Annotated in this window: 20 protein-coding genes; 4 read left to right on the forward strand and 16 right to left on the reverse strand. The window is 60.6% G+C overall.

Features of this window, described 5'->3' with window-relative positions:
* Positions 1-239 precede the first annotated feature (239 nt).
* The 4 genes from IC37_RS26495 to IC37_RS26510 all read left to right on the forward strand — a co-directional run bounded on the left by IC37_RS26495 (position 240) and on the right by IC37_RS26510 (position 6,639).
* Positions 240-455, forward strand: a complete 216-nt coding sequence (locus tag IC37_RS26495; RefSeq protein WP_030128491.1) for a hypothetical protein — start codon at positions 240-242, stop codon at positions 453-455.
* A 464-nt stretch (positions 456-919) separates the two neighbouring features.
* Positions 920-1,141 (forward strand): hypothetical protein, encoded by a 222-nt coding sequence (locus tag IC37_RS26500; protein ID WP_030128492.1) that lies wholly within the window; start codon positions 920-922, stop codon positions 1,139-1,141.
* 421 nt (positions 1,142-1,562) lie between these two features.
* The gene (locus IC37_RS26505; protein ID WP_051414790.1) at positions 1,563-4,088 is read left to right on the forward strand and encodes an EAL domain-containing protein; all 2,526 of its coding nucleotides are present in this window, start codon (positions 1,563-1,565) and stop codon (positions 4,086-4,088) included.
* Between the two features lie 40 nt (positions 4,089-4,128).
* The gene (locus IC37_RS26510; RefSeq protein WP_051414791.1) at positions 4,129-6,639 is read left to right on the forward strand and encodes a response regulator; all 2,511 of its coding nucleotides are present in this window, start codon (positions 4,129-4,131) and stop codon (positions 6,637-6,639) included.
* 148 nt (positions 6,640-6,787) lie between these two features.
* On the opposite strand, the gene IC37_RS26515 is transcribed toward IC37_RS26510, so the two are convergent.
* The 16 genes from IC37_RS26515 to IC37_RS26590 form a co-directional block, all read right to left on the reverse strand.
* The gene (locus IC37_RS26515; protein WP_030128495.1) at positions 6,788-7,582 is read right to left on the reverse strand and encodes a DNA adenine methylase; all 795 of its coding nucleotides are present in this window, start codon (positions 7,580-7,582) and stop codon (positions 6,788-6,790) included.
* 150 nt (positions 7,583-7,732) lie between these two features.
* The gene (locus IC37_RS26520) at positions 7,733-8,275 is read right to left on the reverse strand and encodes a lysis system i-spanin subunit Rz (RefSeq protein WP_030128496.1); all 543 of its coding nucleotides are present in this window, start codon (positions 8,273-8,275) and stop codon (positions 7,733-7,735) included.
* Positions 8,257-8,820, reverse strand: a complete 564-nt coding sequence (locus IC37_RS26525; protein ID WP_030128497.1) for a glycoside hydrolase family 19 protein — start codon at positions 8,818-8,820, stop codon at positions 8,257-8,259. The genes IC37_RS26520 and IC37_RS26525 overlap by 19 nt, the downstream gene beginning before the upstream one ends.
* Before the next feature lie 63 nt (positions 8,821-8,883).
* A complete protein-coding gene (locus IC37_RS26530; protein ID WP_030128498.1) occupies positions 8,884-9,927 on the reverse strand; it encodes a phage late control D family protein in 1,044 nt (347 codons plus the stop codon).
* A gap of 60 nt (positions 9,928-9,987) precedes the next feature.
* Positions 9,988-10,197, reverse strand: coding sequence for a tail protein X (locus tag IC37_RS26535; RefSeq protein ID WP_030128499.1), 210 nt, complete (start codon positions 10,195-10,197; stop codon positions 9,988-9,990).
* Positions 10,172-11,017, reverse strand: a complete 846-nt coding sequence (locus tag IC37_RS26540) for a phage tail protein (protein ID WP_030128500.1) — start codon at positions 11,015-11,017, stop codon at positions 10,172-10,174. Before IC37_RS26540 ends, IC37_RS26535 begins: the two co-directional genes overlap by 26 nt.
* A 9-nt stretch (positions 11,018-11,026) precedes the next feature.
* Positions 11,027-13,369, reverse strand: a complete 2,343-nt coding sequence (locus IC37_RS26545) for a phage tail tape measure protein (protein ID WP_030128501.1) — start codon at positions 13,367-13,369, stop codon at positions 11,027-11,029.
* A 122-nt stretch (positions 13,370-13,491) separates the two neighbouring features.
* Positions 13,492-13,821 (reverse strand): phage tail assembly protein, encoded by a 330-nt coding sequence (locus IC37_RS26550; protein WP_030128502.1) that lies wholly within the window; start codon positions 13,819-13,821, stop codon positions 13,492-13,494.
* Between the two features lie 12 nt (positions 13,822-13,833).
* Positions 13,834-14,337, reverse strand: a complete 504-nt coding sequence (locus IC37_RS26555; protein WP_030128503.1) for a phage major tail tube protein — start codon at positions 14,335-14,337, stop codon at positions 13,834-13,836.
* Between the two features lie 12 nt (positions 14,338-14,349).
* Positions 14,350-15,516, reverse strand: a complete 1,167-nt coding sequence (locus IC37_RS26560) for a phage tail sheath family protein (RefSeq protein WP_030128504.1) — start codon at positions 15,514-15,516, stop codon at positions 14,350-14,352.
* A gap of 65 nt (positions 15,517-15,581) precedes the next feature.
* A complete protein-coding gene (locus IC37_RS26565; RefSeq protein WP_030128505.1) occupies positions 15,582-16,892 on the reverse strand; it encodes a phage tail protein in 1,311 nt (436 codons plus the stop codon).
* Between the two features lie 116 nt (positions 16,893-17,008).
* Positions 17,009-19,846 (reverse strand): hypothetical protein, encoded by a 2,838-nt coding sequence (locus IC37_RS26570; protein ID WP_030128506.1) that lies wholly within the window; start codon positions 19,844-19,846, stop codon positions 17,009-17,011.
* Positions 19,827-20,354: a hypothetical protein gene (locus IC37_RS26575; RefSeq protein WP_030128507.1), complete on the reverse strand. Its 528-nt coding sequence runs from the start codon at positions 20,352-20,354 to the stop codon at positions 19,827-19,829. Before IC37_RS26575 ends, IC37_RS26570 begins: the two co-directional genes overlap by 20 nt.
* Positions 20,351-20,989, reverse strand: a complete 639-nt coding sequence (locus IC37_RS26580) for a phage tail protein I (protein WP_030128508.1) — start codon at positions 20,987-20,989, stop codon at positions 20,351-20,353. Before IC37_RS26580 ends, IC37_RS26575 begins: the two co-directional genes overlap by 4 nt.
* Complete coding sequence (locus IC37_RS26585; RefSeq protein ID WP_030128509.1) at positions 20,982-21,872, reverse strand: baseplate J/gp47 family protein; 891 nt, start codon at positions 21,870-21,872, stop codon at positions 20,982-20,984. Before IC37_RS26585 ends, IC37_RS26580 begins: the two co-directional genes overlap by 8 nt.
* Positions 21,869-22,195: a GPW/gp25 family protein gene (locus IC37_RS26590; protein ID WP_030128510.1), complete on the reverse strand. Its 327-nt coding sequence runs from the start codon at positions 22,193-22,195 to the stop codon at positions 21,869-21,871. Before IC37_RS26590 ends, IC37_RS26585 begins: the two co-directional genes overlap by 4 nt.

The following is a 22,195-nucleotide window of genomic DNA, read 5'->3' on the forward strand; positions in this document are numbered from 1 at the left end:
GTAAGTCCTGAGTGTCTGTTTCTGGCCGATTTCTGCCTTTGGCCAAAGGCAGCTCTGGGTCGAAAGCAGCCCCTCACTTTCTCCAATGTGGGTCTAGCAGTCCTCCAACGCCCCAGCCAGACTGGTTAATCCACTGCGACTCCTTCGCTTTGTAGCAATTTCTAAGCAAGCTGCAATTACTGCCTGACAGGGGCACTGCCGGTACTATGCTTGTATTTTTCTTGAAAGGGGTCGACGTCATGCCTTGTGATTATTCATTGTCGGATGTACTGGAAAGACTTTACGAAAACCAGCAGGCTCTGCAGGCGGCCGTTATGGAGTTGACCCTCCTGGTTGAGGAGCAAGGGGCGCAGGAAGTGGGCGGAAATGTCCGTGGAGCACTGTGGACCATGGGTGAAAACGCCGGCCATATTAAACAAGGCCTGGCACGATTGAAGAAATCAGACATCGGTTGACCGATTGCACACAAAAGACCAATCGACAGTCATGTCGAGGTGAATTCTGGGAACCAGTCCGGTTCACCTCACAGGCAGCTATCGGGCCAGAATCGGCCACTCGACTCAATCGGCGAAAATGCGCTGGATTTGCGTTTCGCAACGCCACTCACTTAGCGAAGAAGGCGGTTGTGAACTATCGTTCTTTGGCGATGCCTTGATGTGGTTTTCAGACACGTGGCTTCAGAGTTGTATGTTTGGCCGATTAATAATTTACAACATAAGTTAGCTTGGCACCTATTTCACCTAGATGAACCGATCAAAGTAGGGAGTTATGAGATGAAAAGGATAAAACCCATACTACTGTCCGGCGTTGTTCTTACGAGCGGCTGCCAGCACACTTATGAATCGTTTGTTAGGGAGGAAATGAAGATCCCTAACGTGTTCGTGCCCTCAAGCGATGAGGTCATCCGTATAGTTTGTTTATGGCTAAGAAGGGTAGTAATTTTGAGCAGGTTTGTTCGACAGCAATGCTTACTGGCTTGAGCGAAGATCAAATCAAGGCCAAAAGAGCAGTTAACAAGACAACTGACTATGAGCTTGTTAGCGGCTCGACGGCGACTTTCGATGTTGAATTGAAAAGTAATGATTTGGGCGGACTGTATGCAAATTACGCCATGAAATATGTGAATAATCAGCAGATCTGAAATTTGCTTTAGCCTCGGTCGAAAGCAGACGGTCTGTTTTAGATAGTCCGCGTCGCTAACTCCGATGACGGTTCTCGTCCTCCATTTCCTTCAAGGGGTTATCGTACTTTTGGTGCATAACCCCGAGTGTCGCGACGTGATAGTCAATCCGGCAAAGACTGGAAAACTTCTGCTCCAGAAATACGCCTGAAATCTATTGATGATGGAATGCCAAATGTAGGGTGTGAATGGATATTCTGGCAGCCGCAAATCGCTCGTACCCCATTTGCAATATTTATATTATTTTCATAAAAAATTGCTGTTATTCAATATTGATTGCTACCCTGAATTGAGCACGGGGACATCAATGAGACGAATTGTTATTTTTGGTCTTGCCGACGTTCTCAGGTGCAGACTGTACCGACACATGGAGGTCCGGCACATGAAGTACAGACAGCCAGGGTATACAGCGATTGCTTTGGTCATTGATGATGATCCCTTCATCCGGCTGCTCGCTCGCGACGCCTTGGAAAAGATCGATTTGAAGGTGGAGGAGGCTGGCGATGGGGCATCGGGCCTGTCCGCCATTGCTGCACTGGCGCCCGATATTATCCTGCTCGACGTCATGATGCCCGATATGGATGGCTTTGCGGTATGCCGCCAGGCGCTCCTGATCCCCGGCGCCGCACTCACCCCCGTCCTGATGCTCACCGCCCTTGAGGACACAGACTCAATCAATCAAGCCTATGAAGCCGGCGCCACCGATTTCATCAGTAAACCCATCAATTGGTCGATACTGGGGCATCGGGTGCGCTACATGTTGAAAGCGAGCGCCTTGTTGCGCAATGTCATCAAGAGTGACTTGCAGTTGGCGAAAGCCCAGCGTATGACCTCAGTCGGGAGTTGGGAGTGGAGTATCGAAGCCGACATCACTTCCTGGTCGGAGGAAATGTATCGGATCTGCGGGGAGATATCCGGGACGTTCGATCAAAGCTATCAGAGTTTCCTTGCGCTGGTGTATCCGGCAGATCGGCAACAGGTCGAAACGGCGATGCGCGATGCGCTCGAACAGGTGAGCGCTTACGATGTCGAGCATCGCTTGCTGCGCCCGGACGGCACGGAGCGCATCGTCCATGGGAAAGCGGAAGTCATCTGCGACGCCAATGGCAAGCCCGTTTTGATGTCCGGAACGCTGCAAGACATCACATTACGCAAGCAGGCGGAGTTCCACATCAGTCACCTTGCCAACTACGATACGCTGACAGACCTTCCCAACCGGAATCTGTTGCATGACTGCATGACGCAGTCGATCCTGCTGGCCCGTCGGACCGGGCAACAGTTGGTCATGCTATGCCTGGACCTGGATGGATTCAAGTTCATTAACGACGGCTTCGGCCATGCTGTCGGGGACACCTTGCTCAAGATGGTCGCCGTCCGGCTTCAGGGGGCGATACGTAAGTGTGACACGGTGGCGCGCCTGGGCGGGGACGAATTCGTGCTCATCTTGCTCGGCCTGCCCGACGACGGCAGGGACCTGGGGTCCATGCCGCAAAGAGTGCTGGACACGTTTGCGCAGCCCTTCATCGCCGACGCTCATGAACTGCACGTGACCGCAAGTATCGGCGTGAGCGTCTTCCCCGGCGATGGCGACACCAGTGATACCTTGCTCAAGAACGCCGATGTGGCCATGTATAGCGCCAAGGAGAAAGGACGCAATTGCTTCCAGTTTTACGCGCAAGACATGAGTCTGCGCGCTGAGCGTCGGGTGGAGTTGGAAAATGCGCTTCGCGCGGCGCTCGAACGACAGCAATTCGAACTCCATTATCAGCCCAAAGTCGATCTGCGCAGTGGCAGGATCAGCGGAGTGGAAGCGCTATTGCGCTGGAACCGCCCGGGTCACGGCATGGTGCCACCAGACAGCTTCATTGGTCTGGCAGAAGAGACGCGGCTGATCGTCCCGATCGGCGAGTGGGTCTTGCGCACGGCCTGTGCCCAGGCGAGAAAGTGGCACGATATGGGCTTTGACGGTTTATCCGTCGCAGTCAATTTGTCGGCACGCCAGTTCGCCCACCAAGACATCGTGCAACTAGTGCGGCAGGTGCTCGCAGAGACGGAACTGCCGGCCTGCTACATTGAGCTCGAGCTCACCGAGAGCGTGCTCATGAACGACAGCGCTGCCATGCTCAAAGTACTGCGTGAAATCAAGGAAGTCGGGGTCGTGCTCACGCTCGATGACTTCGGCACCGGCTATTCTAGCCTGGCTTACCTCAGGCGTTTTCCGATCGATGTACTCAAGATAGACCGCAGCTTTATCCACAACGTCACCACCGACGTCAACGATGCCTTGCTCGCCAAGAGCATTCTCTTGTTGGCCCAGTCCTTGAAAATGAAGACCGTTGCTGAGGGCGTGGAAACGCAGGGACAACTGAATTTTCTAAGCGCCAATAAATGCGACGCGGTGCAAGGCTTTTACTTCAGTCGGCCGGTCACGGCGGAAGCGCTGACGGCGATGCTGAGCAGTGATATTGGCCTGCTGCCGCAGGCGACTGGGCGCGAACGCACCGTGCTGCTACTTGACGATGACCCAGATGTGCTTAACGCACTCGCGCGCCTGTTTCGCAAGGACGGTTATCAGATTCTTCAGACCACGACGGCGGCCGAAGGCTTCGAATTGCTGGCCACGCATAGGGTGCAAGTGATCATCAGCGATCAGCACATGGCCACGATGAGCGGCACCGCTTTCTTGGCCAAGGTGAAGGAACTGTATCCCGATACGATCCGCATTATTCTGTCCGGCTATACGGAGCCGAACTCGGTCATCGACGCGATCAACGGCGGCGCCGTGTATCGCTTCTTGACCAAACCGTGGGACGACCATGTCTTGCGCGATCAGTTGCGGGAAGCGTTTGAACACCACTGGCTGATCTACGGAAAACCAATCCAGGACGATCAGGCGCAGGCCTGCTGAGCGGCGCGCCGGCGCCGGACCAACATTGAAGGAGAGAGATATGTTTCTGCTGTCGAAACGGTATTTGGCGGCCTTGCTCCTTCTGTGCGCAGCGGGCTTGACCTTGGCCCAGGAACCCAGCGGGAGAGTGCTGGTAGTCGGCAGCGAAGAAGAGTTCCCGCCGTTTTCCACCGGAACCACGAGTGCCACAGCCGGCGGTTTTACGGTGGAATTGTGGAAGGCTGTGGCTAAGGAGAGCCACCTGAACTATACGATCCGGGTCGGCCCCTTCAGTCAGATTCTTCAGGAATTCAAAGACGGGAAAATCGATGTCCTAATCAACCTGGCACAGTCCGAGCCGAGGCGCCAGTTCGCCGATTTCACTGTGCCGCATGTGACGGTCAATGGTGCCATTTTCGTGCGCAAGGGCGAGTCCGGTATCGGCGCCGAATCGGATCTGGCGGGCAAGTCGATCATCGTGCTGCAATCTGATCTAGCCCATGACTACGCGATCTCGAAAGGCTGGCAGAAGCAACTCGTGGTAGCACCGACAACAGCAGACGGCTTCAGACTGCTCGCCGATGGCAAACATGACGCGGTCCTGATCAGCAAACTGGTCGGCATGCAGACCCTGCAGACGCTCAAGATCGACAATGTCCGGCCCCTGAACATCAAAGCCGGCTTTGCACAAAAATTCTCGTTTACCGTACACAAAGGTAACGCCGATTTGCTGGCCAGCATCAATGAGGGTATGGCGATAACCAAGCTGAACGGCACTTATGATGCGATTCACGACAAGTGGTTTGGCGTCTATGAAGAGCGCAGCGTCTCGCTGCGCGACACGCTTCCGTATTTGCTGCCGATGATGCTGACGCTGCTGATCCTGGTGGCCTATGTGCTCCATCGGCGTCGCACTGAAAACGCCCTGCGCAACGCCAATGAACGCCTCGAAGAGCGGGTTGCGCTGCGCACGAGCGAACTGGAACTGGCGAAGAACGTGGCCGAGTCGTCGAGCCGCGCCAAAGGTGATTTCCTCGCCAACATGAGTCATGAGATTCGCACACCGATGAATGCGATCATCGGCATGTTGTACCTCACGCTTAAGACAGAACTCAATCCGAAACAACGTAATTATCTCGAAAAAATCGACATTTCCAGCAAACATCTGCTCGGCGTCATCCATGATATTCTCGACTTCTCCAAGATTGATGCGGGTAAACTGGACTTGGAGTTGATCGATTTCGACCTGAAAGCCGTACTCCAGAACGTAGTCGATCAGGTGTCATTCAGGGCGTTCGAAAAGAGCCTCCGGCTGCGCCTCGAGATCGATCCTGGCGTGCCGCGTTACTTGCGCGGCGACCCGTTGCGCCTGACACAGGTATTGCTCAATTTCGCCAACAACGCCGTAAAGTTCGCCTCCAGCGGTGACATCGTCATCAGCGCTTTGGAGGCCGAAGCCGGTAGCAACGACAGTCTGATTCGTTTTGAAGTACAAGATAGCGGGGTTGGCATGAGCGCCGCACAGCAAGAGACGCTGTTCCAGGCATTCCAGCAGGCCGACACCACGACTACGCGCCGCTACGGCGGCACCGGTCTTGGGCTCGTCATCAGTAAGCAGCTGGTGACGATGATGGGGGGCGAGGTGGGCATGCAGAGTCAACTGGGTCAGGGCAGCACGTTCTGGTGTGCGATCCGCTTCGTTTTTGGCCGCGCCCCGCTTGGGCTCGACGACCCGCAGGCATTGGCGCGGCCGACCTGGTTGCGAGGCGCACGTATATTGCTCGCTGAAGATAACCTGTTCAACCAGCAAGTGTCGATCGACTTGCTGGAAGATGCCGGGGCCGTAGTGTTGCTGGCTAATAACGGAAGCGAAGCGCTTGCCCTGTTGGACCACGAGCGCGTTGACTGCGTGCTGATGGATATCCAGATGCCGGAGATGGACGGGCTTGAAGCGGCCCGGCGCATCCGTTCCGAGCCGTCCTTGTGCGGATTACCGGTGATTGCACTGACGGCCAATGCGCGCAAAGAGGATCGCGAGCAGTATATCGCCGCTGGCATGGATGATTTTGTCAGCAAACCGATCGAGCCAGAGGTGCTGTACGCAACGCTTCGAAAATGGCTGCCGGCGCAGGCGCCAGAGAATCGGACGTCCAAGTTGCCCGCCCTGAGTGCCGAGCCGGCCCCTGCGCCCCAGCCCCAACGGCCCATGGACGCCATGTCGCAGACCGGGTCGGAGGGTATCGATCTGTCTGTGCTAGCCAAACTCTGCGTCAATAACCCGGAACGCGTCGCGCGCTATGTCGACGTGTTCATGGACTCGGTGCAGCAGGCCGGGAAGGAGATCGAAGCCGCACTGCAGCGCGAAGACCTCGCGGCATTGAGCGCCTTAGGGCATAGGATCAAGTCCTCGGCCAGCGCCGCAGGTGCGATGGGTCTGGCCGACTTGGGGCGGACACTTGAGACGGTGCAGACGGACAGCAGCCTGGAGCAGGCACGGTATCTGATCGCTCGACTGCCATTTGTTCTAGAGAAAATCAGGGGGCAGGTGGCAGCGTATGCAAGAAAGCGCTGACGGCATCGCCGCGACAATAGGAATGAACTACCCACTCTCCGAGTCTCTACCGCGTTTATTCGCAGGCATACAAAGCTCCCTTTGATAATGGCTGTGGCCGCCTTCGACCACAGTTATTGAGCGTAGACCACATAGCGTTGTTAGGCGCCTAGAACAATCCACCAAACACCATCGGCTCCCAGTTCATAATCACCAGCTCACCGCTGACTTCAGCCTTCCCCTGCCGCTGATTGGTGTTGCTGTAGCGGATGTCCAGCGTCTCGAAATGAAACCCCTCAAACACCCGCCGAATATCCGGGTGGTCGTTGATACTGACCATGACTTTACCTTTGCAGCGTCGCATAAAGTCGGCCATCCGCTCGTAATTCTCGAAGGGAAAATCCACCCCATAACCGGCGGTCTGCCAGTAAGGCGGGTCCATGTAGTGGAAGGTATGGGCGCGGTCGTAGCGTTCGGCGCAGTCAAGCCAGGGAAGGTTTTCCACGTAAGTGCCGGACAACCGCTGCCAGGCGGCCGAGAGGTTCTCCTCGATCCGCAGCAGGTTGATCGCCGGGCCGGTCGTGGCGGTGCCGAACGTCTGTCCGGTGACCTTGCCGGCGAAAGCGTGGTGCTGCAGGTAGAAGAATCGGGCGGCGCGTTGGATGTCAGTGAGGGTTTCGGGGCGGGTCATCTTCTGCCACTCGAACACCTGACGAGAACTGAGCGCCCATTTGAACTGGCGCACGAACTCTTCAAGATGGTTCTGCACGACGCGGTACAACGTCACCAGGTCGCCGTTGATGTCATTGAGGACTTCGACCGGTGCCGCCTGGGGCCGCATGAAGTACAGCGCGGCACCGCCGGCAAAGACTTCGACGTAGCATTCGTGAGGTGGGAAAAGCGGAATGAGGCGGTCGGCCAGACGGCGTTTGCCGCCCATCCAAGGGATGATGGGTGTAGACATTGATAGCAAGACCTTTACTGTATGGATAAACAGGTGCTAGGCTCGCCGGGCTTTGTGCACGGAGCAAGAGCCTTGGCTGGACTTGCAGGGACAATCTGCAGGGACGGTGGCCGGGTTGGATGTTGACGCATCCACCCCGGCCGCTCTTTTTCACTTCGGTGTTGAGACTTCTTTGGCATAGGCCTGGCAGGCAGCCAGGGCGATCAATCCTTGATCGCCGGCATCGGTGATGCCGATAATTCGTTGAGCATGCGCTGGGTCAAGTTGGGCTCTTGTGGGTCCATGAACCACGCCGCCGGTGGCGGTTGTGGCTGGCACCGCACAGCCGCTGACGGGATCGGTGGCGTCGAGTAAGACTGACAACCGCAGATCAGCAGTAGCGAGACGATCACGCAGGCGAGCTTGAAGGTTTTTTGCATGGGTCAGTTGTCCGTAATGGGCTTGGTCGCTGGACTGCAAGCGCTGCTCCAGGGCCAGACGTTTGTCTTGTTCAGTCCGCTGCAGCGCGGCCGAGGCCAGCGCTATCTCGGTGAGGGTGTCGCTGTGGACCCGGGCTTGTTGCTCCAGCTGCAGGCCGTAGCGCCAGTCCTGAACTGTCCAGGTCGCAGCAATCACACCGCCGAGCAACATGGCGACCAGAAGGCCGACAGCCATGGGTCGGTATTGCATCGGGATCAGGTCGAAGACACGCATAGCACCGCCCTCGCCCGCGCCCACAGTTCTTGTCGATCTTTCAAGCCGTTGAGCCCACCGTTGATCTTTCGGGTGATGCCCTCGAAATCATCACGATCCGCCAGGGCATTCAGCTCGCGCACCCACCAGAACCATGCAGCCGATTCGGCAGCCCATTGCGGCAACTCGAGTAGCTCCGGTGTTCGCAACAAACGCTCATCGCTGAACAATGCCAAGCTACATCGCAGATAGTTGCTACGACCCGTCACCTGAATCAGACCGCGACCGCAATAGCGCTGACCATCACCGTCGGCTTCCAACGTGTTACCCAGCCTCGAGGCGAGTGAACCCGTGTCGTACTTTGCTAGGTACTGCTCGCCGCCGAGCTCGCGGACATACTGCAGCTGGCCAGACTCATGACCGGCCTGCGCCAAAAAGGCCGCCTGGCGTTTCGTTGTATCGATCTGGCGACGGGTCATTGCCGCGTTCAGAGCAGATACAAAAACGCCCGCTTTGCGGCGGGCGTTAGGCATGATTCGCAGCAATTGCTGCTCAGTAATCGACATAGCTTCTCCAGAAATAAAAATGCCGCTCACAGGCGGCGGTTGCTCGATCCGGTTGGAACAGCGTCACAGCTGGACCACTTTGGTTTGCTTGGCCTGCTTTTTCTTCTTGCCTTGGGCCTTGGCCTTGCCCTGCTTGCCGCCGTTGCATTCGACGGTGGTGTCCCACCCCGATTGGGTAAATACCTGCTCCACCGAGTCGACCAGATATTCCCCATCCAGGCCGACCTTGAAGCCCTGGGCATTGATCAGGCGTTCGGCAAACAGGTCGGTGCGGCCGACCATTTCCAGGCGGACTGCAGCGGTCGAGCGGTTGAAGGCCGCCAGCCGTGCCCGAGCGGCCTGCTCGGCGGCGGTCTTGTGCGGATGAATATGGCGATCGGTATGCACCGGCGGCAGGCCGTCCGGGGCGCCCTCGTTGTCCAGGGTGACAACCGCCAGCTTGCCGGTCTGCTTGTCCTGGTACTTGGCGCTAACGGCCTTGTGGGTCGAGCGATCGCCGAGGCGGAACTGCCAGCGACTGACATCGCTGCGCCCGATCGTGACCACGCCAAACGCCTTGCCGCTCGCTCTCTGCCCGCCCTGCCGGGGCATTACCAACAACTTGTCGTCCGCCACCTTGGCCGTACAGTCATATTGCCGGGCCAGGCGCGTGACAAAGTTAAAGTCCGACTCGTTGAGCTGGTCCGCCCGGGGCACGACGGTGGCCACCCGGCAGGCCGGCTCCCAACCATTGCGCCGGGCGATGGTGCTCACGATCTGCGCAAGGCTGACGTTTTCCCAACTGCCGCTGCGCGTGGTCTTGCCACTGCCGCGCATGTCGCTGGCCTTGCCCCGGATCACCAGGGTATCCGGCGGCCCGGATAACTCGACCTCATCCACCGTGTAACGGCCCTGGCGGGCCAGGTCCTGGCCGGCGTAGCCGAGATAAACCTCAATGCTCGCGCCGCGCTCGGGCAGTGCTACGGCGCCGTCACGGTCATCAATGCGCAGCTCAAACTCGTCCGACTCCATGCCGGGCTTGTCCGAGGTGCGCAGCAACAGCAGGCGGTCATTGATCAAGCGGGTAATGTCGCTGCCATCAGCAACGATGCGAAACATGGGGGTCATGGTCGGTACCAACAAAAAGCCCCGCACTCGGCGGAGTAATCCGGGGGATGTAGGAAAAGCTCAGCCCCAGAGCTGAATGACTTCCTCGACAGCCGCCTGGGGCAGGTCCGGCAGCACGATCAGCAGCCCGGCGCGAAAAGGTTGCGGCTCAGCAGCCAACCCGGGGTTGGCCTCCAGCACCGCCTCCACGCTCCCATTCAGATGGCCATAGACGTTATGGCAAAGGCTGTCCAGCCGATCGCCGTCAGACGTTCTGCAAGTCTTCGCCATAGCGAACGAACTCCAGGCTAAAAGATTGTTTGCGCGGGATGCCGCCCTGCAGCAGCGCGCTCTGTTCTTCATCGATCGAGGTCAGGCACCAGTCGCCCAGGACGTGGCCATAGCCCGTGGTCAGCCCCAGCGGCAACAGCTGGGCACCGATACTGCGCAAGGTGTCCAGTTGCTTGAGGCCGCCTTTGTGGCCCGGGTAGATCGCGCCCTTGAGCGTGATTTTCTCGTCGCCCATGCCCACCGCCTGCTGCGCCGGCCGCCGCGTCAGACGCTCCTGCGAGGCCCAGCGGAATGCCGTCTGCCGACTCAGCTCGTCAAACGCTGCGGTGTCCAGGTTGAAGTAATACGGCGGCGCCTCATGCTTGTGCGGCTGGATGATCAGCAGGTGCGGAAACGGCTTGACCGCTTCCACCGCCGGCGTGGTGTCCTTGGCAAAGGCGCTGGTCGGAATGATGCTACCCAGCGAGGGGCTGAGTTTGCCGGCCAGCTTGTTGATCGCGGTACCGGCCCGCGCCGCCAGCTCCTTGAACACCCCCAGGCGCTCCTCGATCTGCGAGGCAGCGCGGGTCGCCGTGTTGTAGATGGCCACCACCGCGCCCACCTTGGCCTGCGCGGCAGTGACGCCACGCATGACCCGCTGCAGCTTCTCGCCCACGGCCGGGCCAATGATCGGCAGGCGTTCCAACTCACCCACCGCGCCGCTCATCTCGCCAATTGCGCCATTGACCGGCCCCAGCATCCCGTCCAGGTTGCGCCGCCCCGCCTGCCCGGCCGCGACCAGGTACTTGAGGCTGCCCTGCATTTGCTCCATGTACGGCATCCCGCCTCCTTACCCAACGTGTGGGGCATCGAATAGTTTTCGTGACTCGGCTTGACGGGTGAAGTCGTCAAACAGGCGGCGCAAGTGCGGCTCCAGATCGCGGGACAATTGCGCCGGATCTTTTACGTCCCCCTGCACCGTGATGGCCAAATTCGGCGCAAACGTCAGCTTCTGCTCGATCTTGGCCGGCGGCGGCATGGGGGCCGGCGCCGGCTTGAGCATCATCGGCGGCACGGCCCCCGACTTCGACTCGGGCGCCATCAGCGCCCGGGCGACATCGCCCATGGCCGGCCCTGGCAACGGCTTGAGCAGTAACGGCGACGGCGCTAAGGCGTTCGGGCTGGCTTGGGCCTTTGCACCAAACACCGCCTTGCCTGCCTGGCCGCCCAGTTCACCCCCACCCCAGGCACCGAGCATGCCGCCGATCAGCCCACCAACCACGGTACCAATCAACGGCACCACGGAACCGACCGCAGCCCCTGCGGCGGCGCCGGCCATGGTGCCAGCCAGCGTGCCCGCCGCATTGCCGTAGCCCTCGGCCTTCTCGTCCTGGGTCGTGGCCGTCTGATAGACCTCGACCGCCTTCAGGCCTGCGCCCAGGACGGCCAGCGGCACGGTCGCCTTGACCACCGTAGCCGCCCTTGCCAGGCGTCCGCCCTTGCCCGCACCTTTCGCGGCCTCGCCGGCAACATCAGGACCGGCCGCCGTTGGGTTGGTCACAAACACGCGCTGAACGGCGTTCGGCTGGCCAGCCATCGCGCCGCGAGTGACATTGAGCAGCCCCCGGCCAATCTTGATTGCCGCGACCACATTGCGCAGCGCGAGAAGCCCCGCACCGGCCGCCGCCAGGCCAATGACCAGCGGCGGCGCCTTGTCCGTTAGAGTGGTGATACCCCGCGCCGCCGTGGTCAGCCCGTCGGCCAACGCATCAGTCGCCGGCCGAATCGCATCACCAATGCTGCGCAATGCGTCATTACCGGCCTGGGCCATTTCGGCCCACTTCTGCGACGACGTTTCCCGGCGCTCGGCCAGGTTCTTGTCGAGAATGCCAGACGCTTGCGCCCCGTCCTTTTTCAACTGCTCGTAAAGCTGCTTGTTCTGTACATAGGCCGTCAGCGCGGCCTTGACCTGCATGTCGGCGAAGAGGTCGCCAGTGCGCAATGCCTGCTCCAGGGCGTTGATCATGGCCAGGGCTTTGACCGGGTCCGCCTCCTGGCTGATCTTGGCCGTCGCCTCGGCCATCTGCTTGGCCTTGTCCGGATCGGTCGCCTCGATGTAGCGCTGCGCCAAGGCAAAGCTGGATTCCAGCGTCGACATGCCTTTCTGCAGACCAGTGTTCATCGAGCCCTGGTAGTCGATCCCGGCCTTGTCATAAGCCTTGACCACATCCCCCGAACCGATTTTTTCCATCCAGTTTTTAAGATTGTTGGCGGCCTCGTCTGCGCCGCCGGCAGTTTTCATTTGCACCTGCAGCATCGCGCCGAGCTGGGTCACGGCATCCATACCGCTGATGCCCAGCTTGCCCATGCTGGCCAGCAGCTCGGGAAACCACTTGGCCATGTCGCTGGCTTCAAAGCTGCCCGCCTGCCCCTGATAGGCGATCGCCTCCAGCGCCTGCTGCATCTGCTTGGGATCGCTGATCTCGGCATTCTGCTGCAGCGCCTGGATCATCTTGGCCGTGTCGGTACCACCTGAGCCCTGGCCAACCACGAACTTGGCCGCCACCGGCGCATACTCCAACGCCTTGGCCAGGTCCATGCCGGCGCCTACCAGCTGATTGACCACATCGGCCACGTCGTTTCGCCCCATGCCGGCGCGTTCCGAGGTCTGGATAATGGTGCGCGACATCTGCGCCTCGGCCGGCGCATTGGCAATGCCGGCCTTGATGGCGATGTCGCGGATCATCGCTTGGTAATCGGCGCTGACCTTGGTCGGGATCGCCGCTACACCCGTGGCGGCCACGGCCTGACCGATGCCGCTTTTCAGGCTGGCCCGGCCGTCGTCAATTTGCTTGTGTCCCTTCAGCTGCAGGTCAGCGCTGCGCGCCACCTGGCCGAGCACCTTGTATTCCCGGGCCAGTCGGCCCACCTCCACGCCCTGCTTGCGCAGACTGGCCAGGTTATTTTCCAGTCGCCGCAGCAGCGCCGAGGCGCCTTTCTCGCCGCTGTCGTGCGCCTTCTTCCACTCATCGCGCAGACGCATGGTCTCGCCAATGGTCTTCTGCAGCACCCGCGCCTTGTCGCCCTGCGCGGAAAGCTTGTCGATGCGCCTGCCCACATCCTTGAACGCGGCGCCCACGGTCGCACTGACCGCGCCGCCGATCACCAGACCGAGTGCCAGTTTATTTGCCATAGAAGGGCCTTGTTACGCGTAACGGGAGGGAATGGGCTCAGTCCATGAGCCACCAGAGCATGCGGTCAAACGGCATACTCTCGATTTCAGCGGCCGAGAAGTGAAACTCCTGGGCCAGCCGCTTAGCGACCGCTCGCTGTGTCGTAGGGGTAAGGCTCATCATCTTCGACCAGGCGAAAATAACCGGCCTGGAGGCGGTTGTAGTCCACCACGGTCAGGCGCTCGACATCTTTCGCCCCTACCTCGGCCAGGCTAGCCAGCAAGATCACTTCGCGCTTCTCATCATCGCCCGCCGATTGCTGGGTGGCCTGGCGGACATCGAACACGCTCGGCGCGCGCAGGTTGAGGGTGTTGACCTTTACGCCGTTGCACTCCACGGCCTTGCGCAACTTGATGCTTGCGCCGTCCTCGGTCAGGGTCAGCCAGCTTGGCAGTTTTTTCTCAGTCGTCATCGTCATAGCTCCTTACATGCCCAGTGCGTTACGCACGTCCATCAGTTGGTCGACGCCATTAATGACGCGCACCGAGCTCACGGGATCGATTTCGTACATCACCCGGCCATCGATCTCCAGCTTGTAGTAAGTCACGGCGACGGCGTACTTGAACTCGCCCTTGTCGCCGGCCTTCCAGTCGCCCGGGTCGACTTCCTTGAGGCCGCCGCGCAGGGTCGCCACCACGGCAGTGACTGCGCCTTTCTGGCCCTTGAAGGCGCCCCGGAACGTGGCGTTGAAGCCGGTTTGATCGAAGGCGCCGAAATGCTTCAGCACCTCCTTACGCACACCGTTGGTGTTAAAGCTGGCCTCCAGCTTTTCCAGGCCCATATCCATCTCCACCGGCGCATCCATGCCGCCGCCCCGGTACTCGTCGGTTTTAACCGTCAGCTTAGGCAGGGTCAGGCTCGGCACATCGCCCTGCAGGCTGGTACCGTCGATGAACAGGTTAGTGTTGAACAGCGTTTGCGGAATCATTGGGTGCCCTCCTTAGGCTGCTTCCAGGACTTCAGTCAGCCACTCGTTAGTGACCTCGATTTGGAAAATCGGGTTTTCCGCCGGCGGTACATCGGTAAAGCGGATCGTCCAGTACACCCGGCCCTGCTCAATCTGGGTGGCCGTGTTCAGCTCGGGATCGGCGTACACCTCGAAATTGATCACGGCGCCCAGGGCCTTCAGGTCGCGCATGAACGCCTGCAGCCCCTCGGTCACATCCTTGATGTAGGTCTTGGTGATGCCCAGGTCCACGGCCCACTTGTGCCCCGCCTGGATCGCGTCCATGACCATGTCGGTGGTGCGCACGCGGGTGACGAAGGCCCATTTCGGATCGCTGGACAGCGTGCGGTTGCCCCACAGACGGAACCCGCCATCACGGATGATGGTGGTGACGTTGGCCGCGTTGAGCAGGTTGGCCCGGCAGGTCGGATCACCGTCCAGGTACTCGACCGGCCGGCCGGTGCCGGTGATGCCCGCGATTTCCTTGTTCGACGGCGACGCCCAGAAGCCAAAGCGCGCATCGGTCTGCGCGAACAATCCCGCCGCATGCGCGGACGCCGGCACGCTCTCGTCGGCGTTGGCCAACGTGCTCCACTGCTTGACGCCGGGATCGACCAGGAAAAAGCGCTTGGAGCCAAAATTACCGGCAAAGGCAATGGCTGCCTCATCGGTGGTATTCGGTCCGTCAATGATGGCCAGCGCCTTGAGCTTGTCCGCCAGCACGCCCATGGCCGTAGTCACCGCCTCGGTGGCGCTGTGCGCAGGCGCGATCAACAACCGCGGTCGCAGGTTGAACAGGCTTTTGCCGTCCAACAGAGCTTGCAGGCCGGTGCGCTTGCCGTCCGCCGCCACGCCGCCAATGATCGCGCTAGTGAGTACGCCCGCCTCGGTATTGGCCGGCACGCCGATGGCCACGATCGCCGCAGCAGCCTGATTGAAGATGGCCAGCGCGGACTTGGTCAGTGCCGAGTCGGCACCGAATGCCGCCACCGCCTCACGCGGGGTGGTCAGCAGCGTAGGCACATCGGACTCCACCAGGCCCAGGCCAGGGGTGAAGGTGTCGACCAGGCCAATGACCGAAGACGACGGCAGGCGAATGACGCGCGCGCCCTTTTCGACCAGCGCCGTCGTGACGCCGTGAAAGAAGTCGGTAGAACTCATAACTATCTCCATAGAAACAAAAAAACCGCCAATCGGCGGTTGCGTTACAGCGGTAGAACTTGTGCTTACATCGGCGTGACGCGATACCCGACCGCGATCCAGCGAACACCAAAGGACTGAACGCCGCTATCATATTCAGTGAAAGCGAGAACGAATCCCGAAGTGGTCAATGAGGTTTCGACCATCGCGCAAGTAACCGACGAGGCCGCCCAATTGCCGCCTGGGTGCATGGTAATAACTGGAATAACAATAAAAGGCGCGGTATCAAACCAACGAGGAAAGTTGAACTGCACATTCCATTGGCCGCCCCGCATGTCGCCCAAGTACGAGTTACCCCACTGCACAAACAGCCCGGTGTCCTTGTCCCACCAGAAGCCCGTCGGGCTGTGATACAAGCTTGCCGGCGTGCCGGCGCCGATGTTCCCCCGCGCCCAGGCCGGGTTATTGGCACCCGTGCCACCGAGCGCGATCGGCAAAATGCCGCTGACAATCTTGCCCGCGTCCAGGCCGGCCAAGGCCAGTTGAATGGTGAGGTCGCTATTGCCGTCGAACCAGCCAATCCCCGTCGCCGCACCGTTGAAGGTCAGCGCCCGGCCGTTCTGCAGCTTGGTCGCAGTGCCGGCGTTGCCGGTGGTCGGCCGGCTCAGGGTGCCGGTAGTGATTTTGCTGGCATCCAGCGCCGGAATATCCGCCGCCGCCAGCGCCTGGCCTTCGACCACCAGGCCCTTGGCGTTGACCTTGACTTTGCCATAGGCGCCCGCCTTGACCCCCGTATTGGCGAGCGTCAGGGCGATGCCCGCATTGTCCGAGCCATCGAACTGGGCCTCACCGGTGGCATCGCCCGTCAACGCGATTTTGCGTGCGGTCTTCAGCTTGACGGCGCTGCCCGCCTCGCCCTTGGCGATCTCCTCGCGCACGGTGTTGACGGTTGCCGTGACCAGGGTCGGGTCATCAAACAACGTGATGTTGGCCGTGCTGCTCACCAGGATCTGCAAGCGGATGCCCTGGGTGCGCCCGGTGCCTTGGGCCAGGGTCGGCTTGTAGGTCGCCGGGTAGCTGGCCACCGCGACCAGGGCGCCGGTCGAGTCGTACAGACCGACTTCGCGCACCCACCAGCCACCCACGTCTGACGGCAGGATCAGTTCCGCGACGATCACCGGGCGATCCGCACGAACCGTCAGCCGGTTTAACTTCATCCGCACGTTTTCGTGAATCAGCTTTTTTTGCAGTTTCGACGGTAACGGCGTTACCCCGTTTCCATCCCCCACGCCCATATGGGTGATGTCCCAGGGCGTCCCGTTTGCAATCGCTTTGGCTTGTTGCGCCGCGCCAACATCCGTCAGCATGGCGATATACAAAGTGTTTTGCTCTGCCATGAATACGCCTAATTAAATAATTAACAGTTCGCCCACAGCCGCACGTGTCCAGGGACTTAGAGAACCAGAATCAGTGCGCTGTAAGTTGCTTTGAAGAATGTGCTGCCGGGCGAAACTTAGGCCGGCATCGGCGCCCCATAGATATTCGCGCCTGGCCCCAGCGTGCGATACAAGATGTACAAGCTAAGCCCACGCAAAATCTCCCCGGCCCAAAAGCCGAAGAACATGCCGTTATCGGTGCCTAGGCGCACCGCTGGCGACCATGACCCGTTCATGGGTTGACCCGGTACCGGCGTGACCACGTAATGGGTCTGCAGTTCGGTCACACAGGCCTCGATCAGGTAGTCCAGATCCGCCACCTGACAGCCCGCCAGCCCCGCCAGGCACGCGCCGGCCAACCACAGCCCGGTGATATGTCCGGTAAAGTCATCCGCGACCGGCTGCGGCAGGCCGGCCATGGGGAAGTCGGTGGGCAAGATGCCGCCCGATGCCTTCACAAACTGGATCAACCAGGTCAGCCAGTTTTCCGCGTAGGCGATCAGCTTGGGCGGCACCGCCTTGCCCTGGCTGGCCAGCTCGTACCAGGCGCGACAGGCGCCCATCATGGCCCGGGGCTGGTAGCCGCTCCAGGCGGTACCCGTGCCCCAGTGGTGCATGGTCCAGGTATCGGGCGCGCCATATTTGTAGTTGTCCCAGCGGTTCCACACGTAGGCCGAGGCGCCGGGGCCAAGCTGGCCAAACTGCTGCCAGTACCACTGCTGCGAGTCATACAGGAACTCGACCATGTGATTGAGCTGAGTGCCGTATTCATCCTGCGGATCGATGCAGTAAATGAACGGGTACTGATAGCCCGGGTACGGCATGCCGTGCCAGGCCCCGATCTGGTCGGCGCCCTCCGAATAGATGTTTGAAAACGGAATCAACCCCGGGCAGTACGCCAGGGAGTCCGATCGATACTGCAGGATGGTGCAGTCGCCGACCAGGGCGCGGAACTTGGCCTGCCCCTTGATCGTTAACCGATAGTTGAGGGTGTAGCCATCTTCGGCGGCGAAGGCCGGCGGAACGTCGTTGATGCAGTAATAGGCGAACGTCAGGTTAGTGTCGGCGCTGTTATCCATCAGGATGGAGAAGTCCTCCAGCTCCGTATACACCGGCGCGCTCGGCTCGGGCCGGCCCTCGGCGCCGGGCTGATAGCTGGACAAGGCGGCATCCTCGGGCCGAATCACCAACGTTACCCAGACCCCAGCCGTGGCCGGCAGCATCCACCACCAGCGCCAACCCTGGTCATCGCTAATGCGCAGGTTAAAGTTGCCGTCAGCGCGATAGGTGATGCTCTGCAGCGGCGCCTTTTTACTTGGTAGCAACCAATGCCCGATGCTGTACCAGCCCTCATCGGTGGGGAAAAACGAGCTGACCGCATTGCCGCCACGCCCCCCGAAAATGCCCGGCTCATAGCCCTCCTGCGACACGATGTCTTCTGAGTGCGAGACGGCGCGCAGGTCCGCCATGATGTACTCGGAACCATCCTCCTTGCTCAGCCGGGTAAAGCTGCTCAAGGGAATGTCGTGCGTGACCACCTCGATATTGGACACCGATTTGGGCAACGCACAGCTGTACTTGACCCCACTGCCCTCGGCCTTGCTCGGCGAAACCACCAGCTCGACCTTGGCATTGAGCGGGGCATTGAAGGTATCAATGCCGCCGTAACAGGTCCGCACCAGGGAATCCTTGCTGATGCGAAACCACACCGCTTGCTGCTCCAGCGAGACTTGCGCTGCTTCCTCGGTGTCCACGGTGATGTACCCCAGCGAGTCACGCCCCAGCACCGGCGCCACCTCATTGGGGTAGCTGAACTGGTAGGCGATGCCGTCGGTGTAGGGTGTGCGCTCGGTACGACTCTGCCGGAAAAAGCGGTCGGCCGAGTCGATTTGCGTGTACTCGTGCGCGGTAAAGCGACAGGCGTCCATCGCCTGCTTGTAGCGCGCCGCACCGGTGATACGCCACAGCAGATAGCAGGCATCCATGTACCACTGCTCACCATCGGCGGCGTTACCCATCTGGTTGACGCCGCCCAACAACGGGACATGCAACGGCCGGTTGTGTTGCACGGCATTGCGCGGGATCAGGTAGCCGCCGTGCTCCACCGGCTGGCGGGTGGCATAGTTGAATTTATGCACGCCGTTGACGCCGGTGTTTTTCAGCTGAACCTGACCGCGCTCCTCGAGCGCGTGACCTTCGGACAGCACCTCGCCATCCGCATCAATTTTTTGCCCGGTCCAGGCAATGATCCAGTCGACATCGTATTGCACCGCGGAGCTGTCCCAGTCGGTCGAGCCGTCCGCCTTCACGGCCTGCACCGTGGCGTTGATCGCTTCCCAGGCCAACACCCCGTCAAAGGCAAAGGTCGCCTTGTCCAGGTACTCGCCCCAGTGCGGTGCTCCGTGGGGAATCGTCAGGGCGCCATTGCTGAACGTAAAAGGCACGCCTTTGAAGCCGCTGTGTGTTGGCTCGACGGGATCGATCGGCCAATTGGCCAGCACCGGCTCCTTGGCGTTGACGATCCAGTTGGCAATGCGCCGCTGCGGCGTCGCCGGGATCGGCTGGCCCTTGTAGAAAAACTTCTCGTAGGCCTCCCAGTGCCACACCGCCGCCTCCAGGTAGCGGGCATCCTTGGTCGCCAGGTAGGCATGCGCATAGCCGAGGATCTGCAGCGCCTGGCCCTCGGTGGTGCCGTCGCCGTTGGGCTGATACTCCATTTGCGAGTGCGCGATAAAGTGCCGATTGTTGGCCAGCACCCCCTGAGTGTTCTGCGCGAAGTGCTGCAGCGTGGCGTCGTCAGTGTCGCCGGTATTGCGCTTGAGAAAGCGGTGGTGCCCTTCAATCATGCTGAGCGCATTGGCCAGGCCGGTTTTGTGGCCGACCGGGCGGCGGCTGTTAAGCGGGGACAGAAACATCGAACCAACTCCCATCAGAAACACCCAGCCAGTGATTGTCGACCGACATGAAAGTCAACACGTCAGCGGCGCCAGCCTCATACGCCAGTACCGGCGGCCGCTTGCTCGGCCAATGGACGTTGGCCGGGAACGTGACCTTGTTCGCCCCGGTGCCTTGGCGCAGGCGCACCGTGAAGGACCAGATGTAACCGGCCGGCACGTTGGCATTGAGAAAGCTGAGCACGCATTGCGGCTGGTCGAGGGTCACATCGAAGAACGACACGCCGGCGGTATAGGCCACATCCAGGGCCAGCGCGGCGCCGGCCGAGGCGATCGCCTGCTGGCGCGGCAGCAGCAGGCCACCGGTCAAGTCGGTAATCATGTTCGCCAGCGCCAGCAGCGTCGGCGACGGTCCCGAGCCGGTTTGGACGATCGCGTCCGCCGGCTTGTTGACGATGTCGTGGGCCGTTTGCGCCGCCGCTTCGAATAGCTCGACGGCAGCGCGTTGGCGGTCAGAAAGCTCGCTCATATAACCCTCATCAGGCCGGGCAAAGTGAAGTTGCTGAAGTAGCTGAGGTCATTGGCCAACAGCTCCAGGTTGATCAGGTCGAGGTCATCGGCCCACAGCTCCGGCGAGGAAATCACCACCTCATCCCCCGAGGAAATCGCCGCTCCCAGGTAGTAGGTACCGTTCGGGCTGTAGGTGATGCTCAGCCCCACCAGGTGCCGACTGATCGGCTTGGTGTCGTTGATCATCCGTTCCAGCTCGGCAATGCCTTGTTCGCTCAGGCCACTGTCGAACAGGGCCAAACTCAAGCTGAACGTGCCGGGCTCGCCCATGGGCTCCAGCTCATGCCACTCGGTGATATCAATGATGTCGGCAAATGGCTCAACCACCCGGCGCAACGCGCCCACGGTGCCCTTGCGCTTGTGGACCTCAAACGACTCCTTGACCACCTTGCGCTTGATCGTCTCGGACCAATCCGGGTCCCAGCGGTCGACGCTGCGCTGGATCGCCAGCCACGGCAGCAGCTCCGCCGGGCAGGTATCGGGCGAAATCATGTCGCGCAGCACGTTCGCCAGGTCGGGGTTTCCCAGCGACACTTGCGCCAGAGCCTGTTCCAGCGGCGTGCGGTTGGACGGCAACAGGCTGGCGTCACTCATCGGTGCCCCCGATCGCCACGGTAAAGCCCGTGCAGTTGGCGGCCTCATGATCCTGCACAACCACATCAGCGGCCGGGTGAATCAGCTCGACCCGCTGGACCCGCGACACATGCAGCGCGGCATGGATCGCCGAGCGGCGAATGTCGCGACCCAAACGGCGCTGGGTGTTCACGTAACGTTCCAGGGACGCCCGGGCCTCATTCAGGCTCAGCTCCATTTCCGGCCCCGGGTAGAGGTACAGCACCGCCTCAATCTGGTAATCGATCAGGCTGGCCGACTGCACAATCAAGCGATCGCCCACCGGGCGCACGTCCTCGTCACTGAGCGCGACCCGGACCTTTTCCAGCAGATCCGCCGAGGCCTGGCCATCGCCGAGTCGGCTCAGGATGCTCACCAGCACCGTGGCCGGGCTCGGGCTGCTGGCCCGGGCATCCGCCACCCGGCCATCGGCCGACAGTGCGTGAAACACGTAGGCATCCCGAGGGCCGGCGATCGACATCCCTTCAAACGCCAGCAGCGTGCGCTCGACCAGGGAATCATCCAGCTCATACTGCGCCTCGATCGGCGGCACGGCGGTTGGGTCAGCCTCGACCACGGTCAAGCGCTTGACGTTGTAGTTGGCCGCCAGGTGGTCGACATCGCTACCCCGAGCGAACGCCAGCAACAGCGCTTTAGCCGCGTCGTTGATCCGCGCCCGCTCCAGCATCTTGTCGTAGGCCCGCTTTTCCAGCAGCTTGACCACCGGATCAGACTCCAGCACCGCTGACCAGTTGTCGCCCATCAGCTGGCGAAAATCGGCCAGTGCCTCCTGGTAAAAGTCTTCAAAACTCAGCGTCTCGATGACCATCGGCGCCGGCAGGCGGGAAAGATCCAATGCGCTCATACAGTGATTTCCAGTTGCTCGCTGACGTCCTGATAGGTCCCGGTCAAACGAAAGGTGATACGGCCATCGAGCACGGCCAGGACTTGCACCCGCGACAATTTCAATCGCGGCTCCCAGCGCCCCAGGGCCCGAGCCGCCTCAGCCTGGACAGCACTTTTCCAGCCCTCGGTGACCGGCATGTCGACAAAGCGCCGAACCGTGCTGCCGTACTCCGGCCGCATGACCCGCGACCCCAGCGGCGTGCTTAGGATGTCTCCAATGGACTGCCTCAAGTGCTCAAGGCCCGAGATAGGCAGCCCGGTATGGCGGTCCATGCCGATCAT

Origin of the sequence: Pseudomonas sp. QTF5, from assembly GCF_000512695.2 — a bacterium.
Lineage (GTDB): Bacteria > Pseudomonadota > Gammaproteobacteria > Pseudomonadales > Pseudomonadaceae > Aquipseudomonas.

Bases quoted from the DNA above. Each gene is read 5' to 3' on its own strand.
- IC37_RS26525 (WP_030128497.1), bottom strand. From the start codon at position 8,820: ATGTCGATTACTGAGCAGCAATTGCTGCGAATCATGCCTAACGCCCGC.
- IC37_RS26495 (WP_030128491.1), top strand. From the start codon at position 240: ATGCCTTGTGATTATTCATTGTCGGATGTACTGGAAAGACTTTACGAA.
- IC37_RS26535 (WP_030128499.1), bottom strand. From the start codon at position 10,197: ATGGCGAAGACTTGCAGAACGTCTGACGGCGATCGGCTGGACAGCCTT.
- IC37_RS26570 (WP_030128506.1), bottom strand. From the start codon at position 19,846: ATGTTTCTGTCCCCGCTTAACAGCCGCCGCCCGGTCGGCCACAAAACC.
- IC37_RS26505 (WP_051414790.1), top strand. From the start codon at position 1,563: ATGAAGTACAGACAGCCAGGGTATACAGCGATTGCTTTGGTCATTGAT.
- IC37_RS26510 (WP_051414791.1), top strand. From the start codon at position 4,129: ATGTTTCTGCTGTCGAAACGGTATTTGGCGGCCTTGCTCCTTCTGTGC.
- IC37_RS26555 (WP_030128503.1), bottom strand. From the start codon at position 14,337: ATGATTCCGCAAACGCTGTTCAACACTAACCTGTTCATCGACGGTACC.
- IC37_RS26550 (WP_030128502.1), bottom strand. From the start codon at position 13,821: ATGACGACTGAGAAAAAACTGCCAAGCTGGCTGACCCTGACCGAGGAC.
- IC37_RS26500 (WP_030128492.1), top strand. From the start codon at position 920: ATGGCTAAGAAGGGTAGTAATTTTGAGCAGGTTTGTTCGACAGCAATG.
- IC37_RS26530 (WP_030128498.1), bottom strand. From the start codon at position 9,927: ATGACCCCCATGTTTCGCATCGTTGCTGATGGCAGCGACATTACCCGC.
- IC37_RS26585 (WP_030128509.1), bottom strand. From the start codon at position 21,872: ATGAGCGCATTGGATCTTTCCCGCCTGCCGGCGCCGATGGTCATCGAG.
- IC37_RS26565 (WP_030128505.1), bottom strand. From the start codon at position 16,892: ATGGCAGAGCAAAACACTTTGTATATCGCCATGCTGACGGATGTTGGC.
- IC37_RS26575 (WP_030128507.1), bottom strand. From the start codon at position 20,354: ATGAGCGAGCTTTCTGACCGCCAACGCGCTGCCGTCGAGCTATTCGAA.
- IC37_RS26590 (WP_030128510.1), bottom strand. From the start codon at position 22,195: ATGATCGGCATGGACCGCCATACCGGGCTGCCTATCTCGGGCCTTGAG.
- IC37_RS26515 (WP_030128495.1), bottom strand. From the start codon at position 7,582: ATGTCTACACCCATCATCCCTTGGATGGGCGGCAAACGCCGTCTGGCC.
- IC37_RS26560 (WP_030128504.1), bottom strand. From the start codon at position 15,516: ATGAGTTCTACCGACTTCTTTCACGGCGTCACGACGGCGCTGGTCGAA.
- IC37_RS26545 (WP_030128501.1), bottom strand. From the start codon at position 13,369: ATGGCAAATAAACTGGCACTCGGTCTGGTGATCGGCGGCGCGGTCAGT.
- IC37_RS26580 (WP_030128508.1), bottom strand. From the start codon at position 20,989: ATGAGTGACGCCAGCCTGTTGCCGTCCAACCGCACGCCGCTGGAACAG.
- IC37_RS26540 (WP_030128500.1), bottom strand. From the start codon at position 11,017: ATGCCGTACATGGAGCAAATGCAGGGCAGCCTCAAGTACCTGGTCGCG.
- IC37_RS26520 (WP_030128496.1), bottom strand. From the start codon at position 8,275: ATGCGTGTCTTCGACCTGATCCCGATGCAATACCGACCCATGGCTGTC.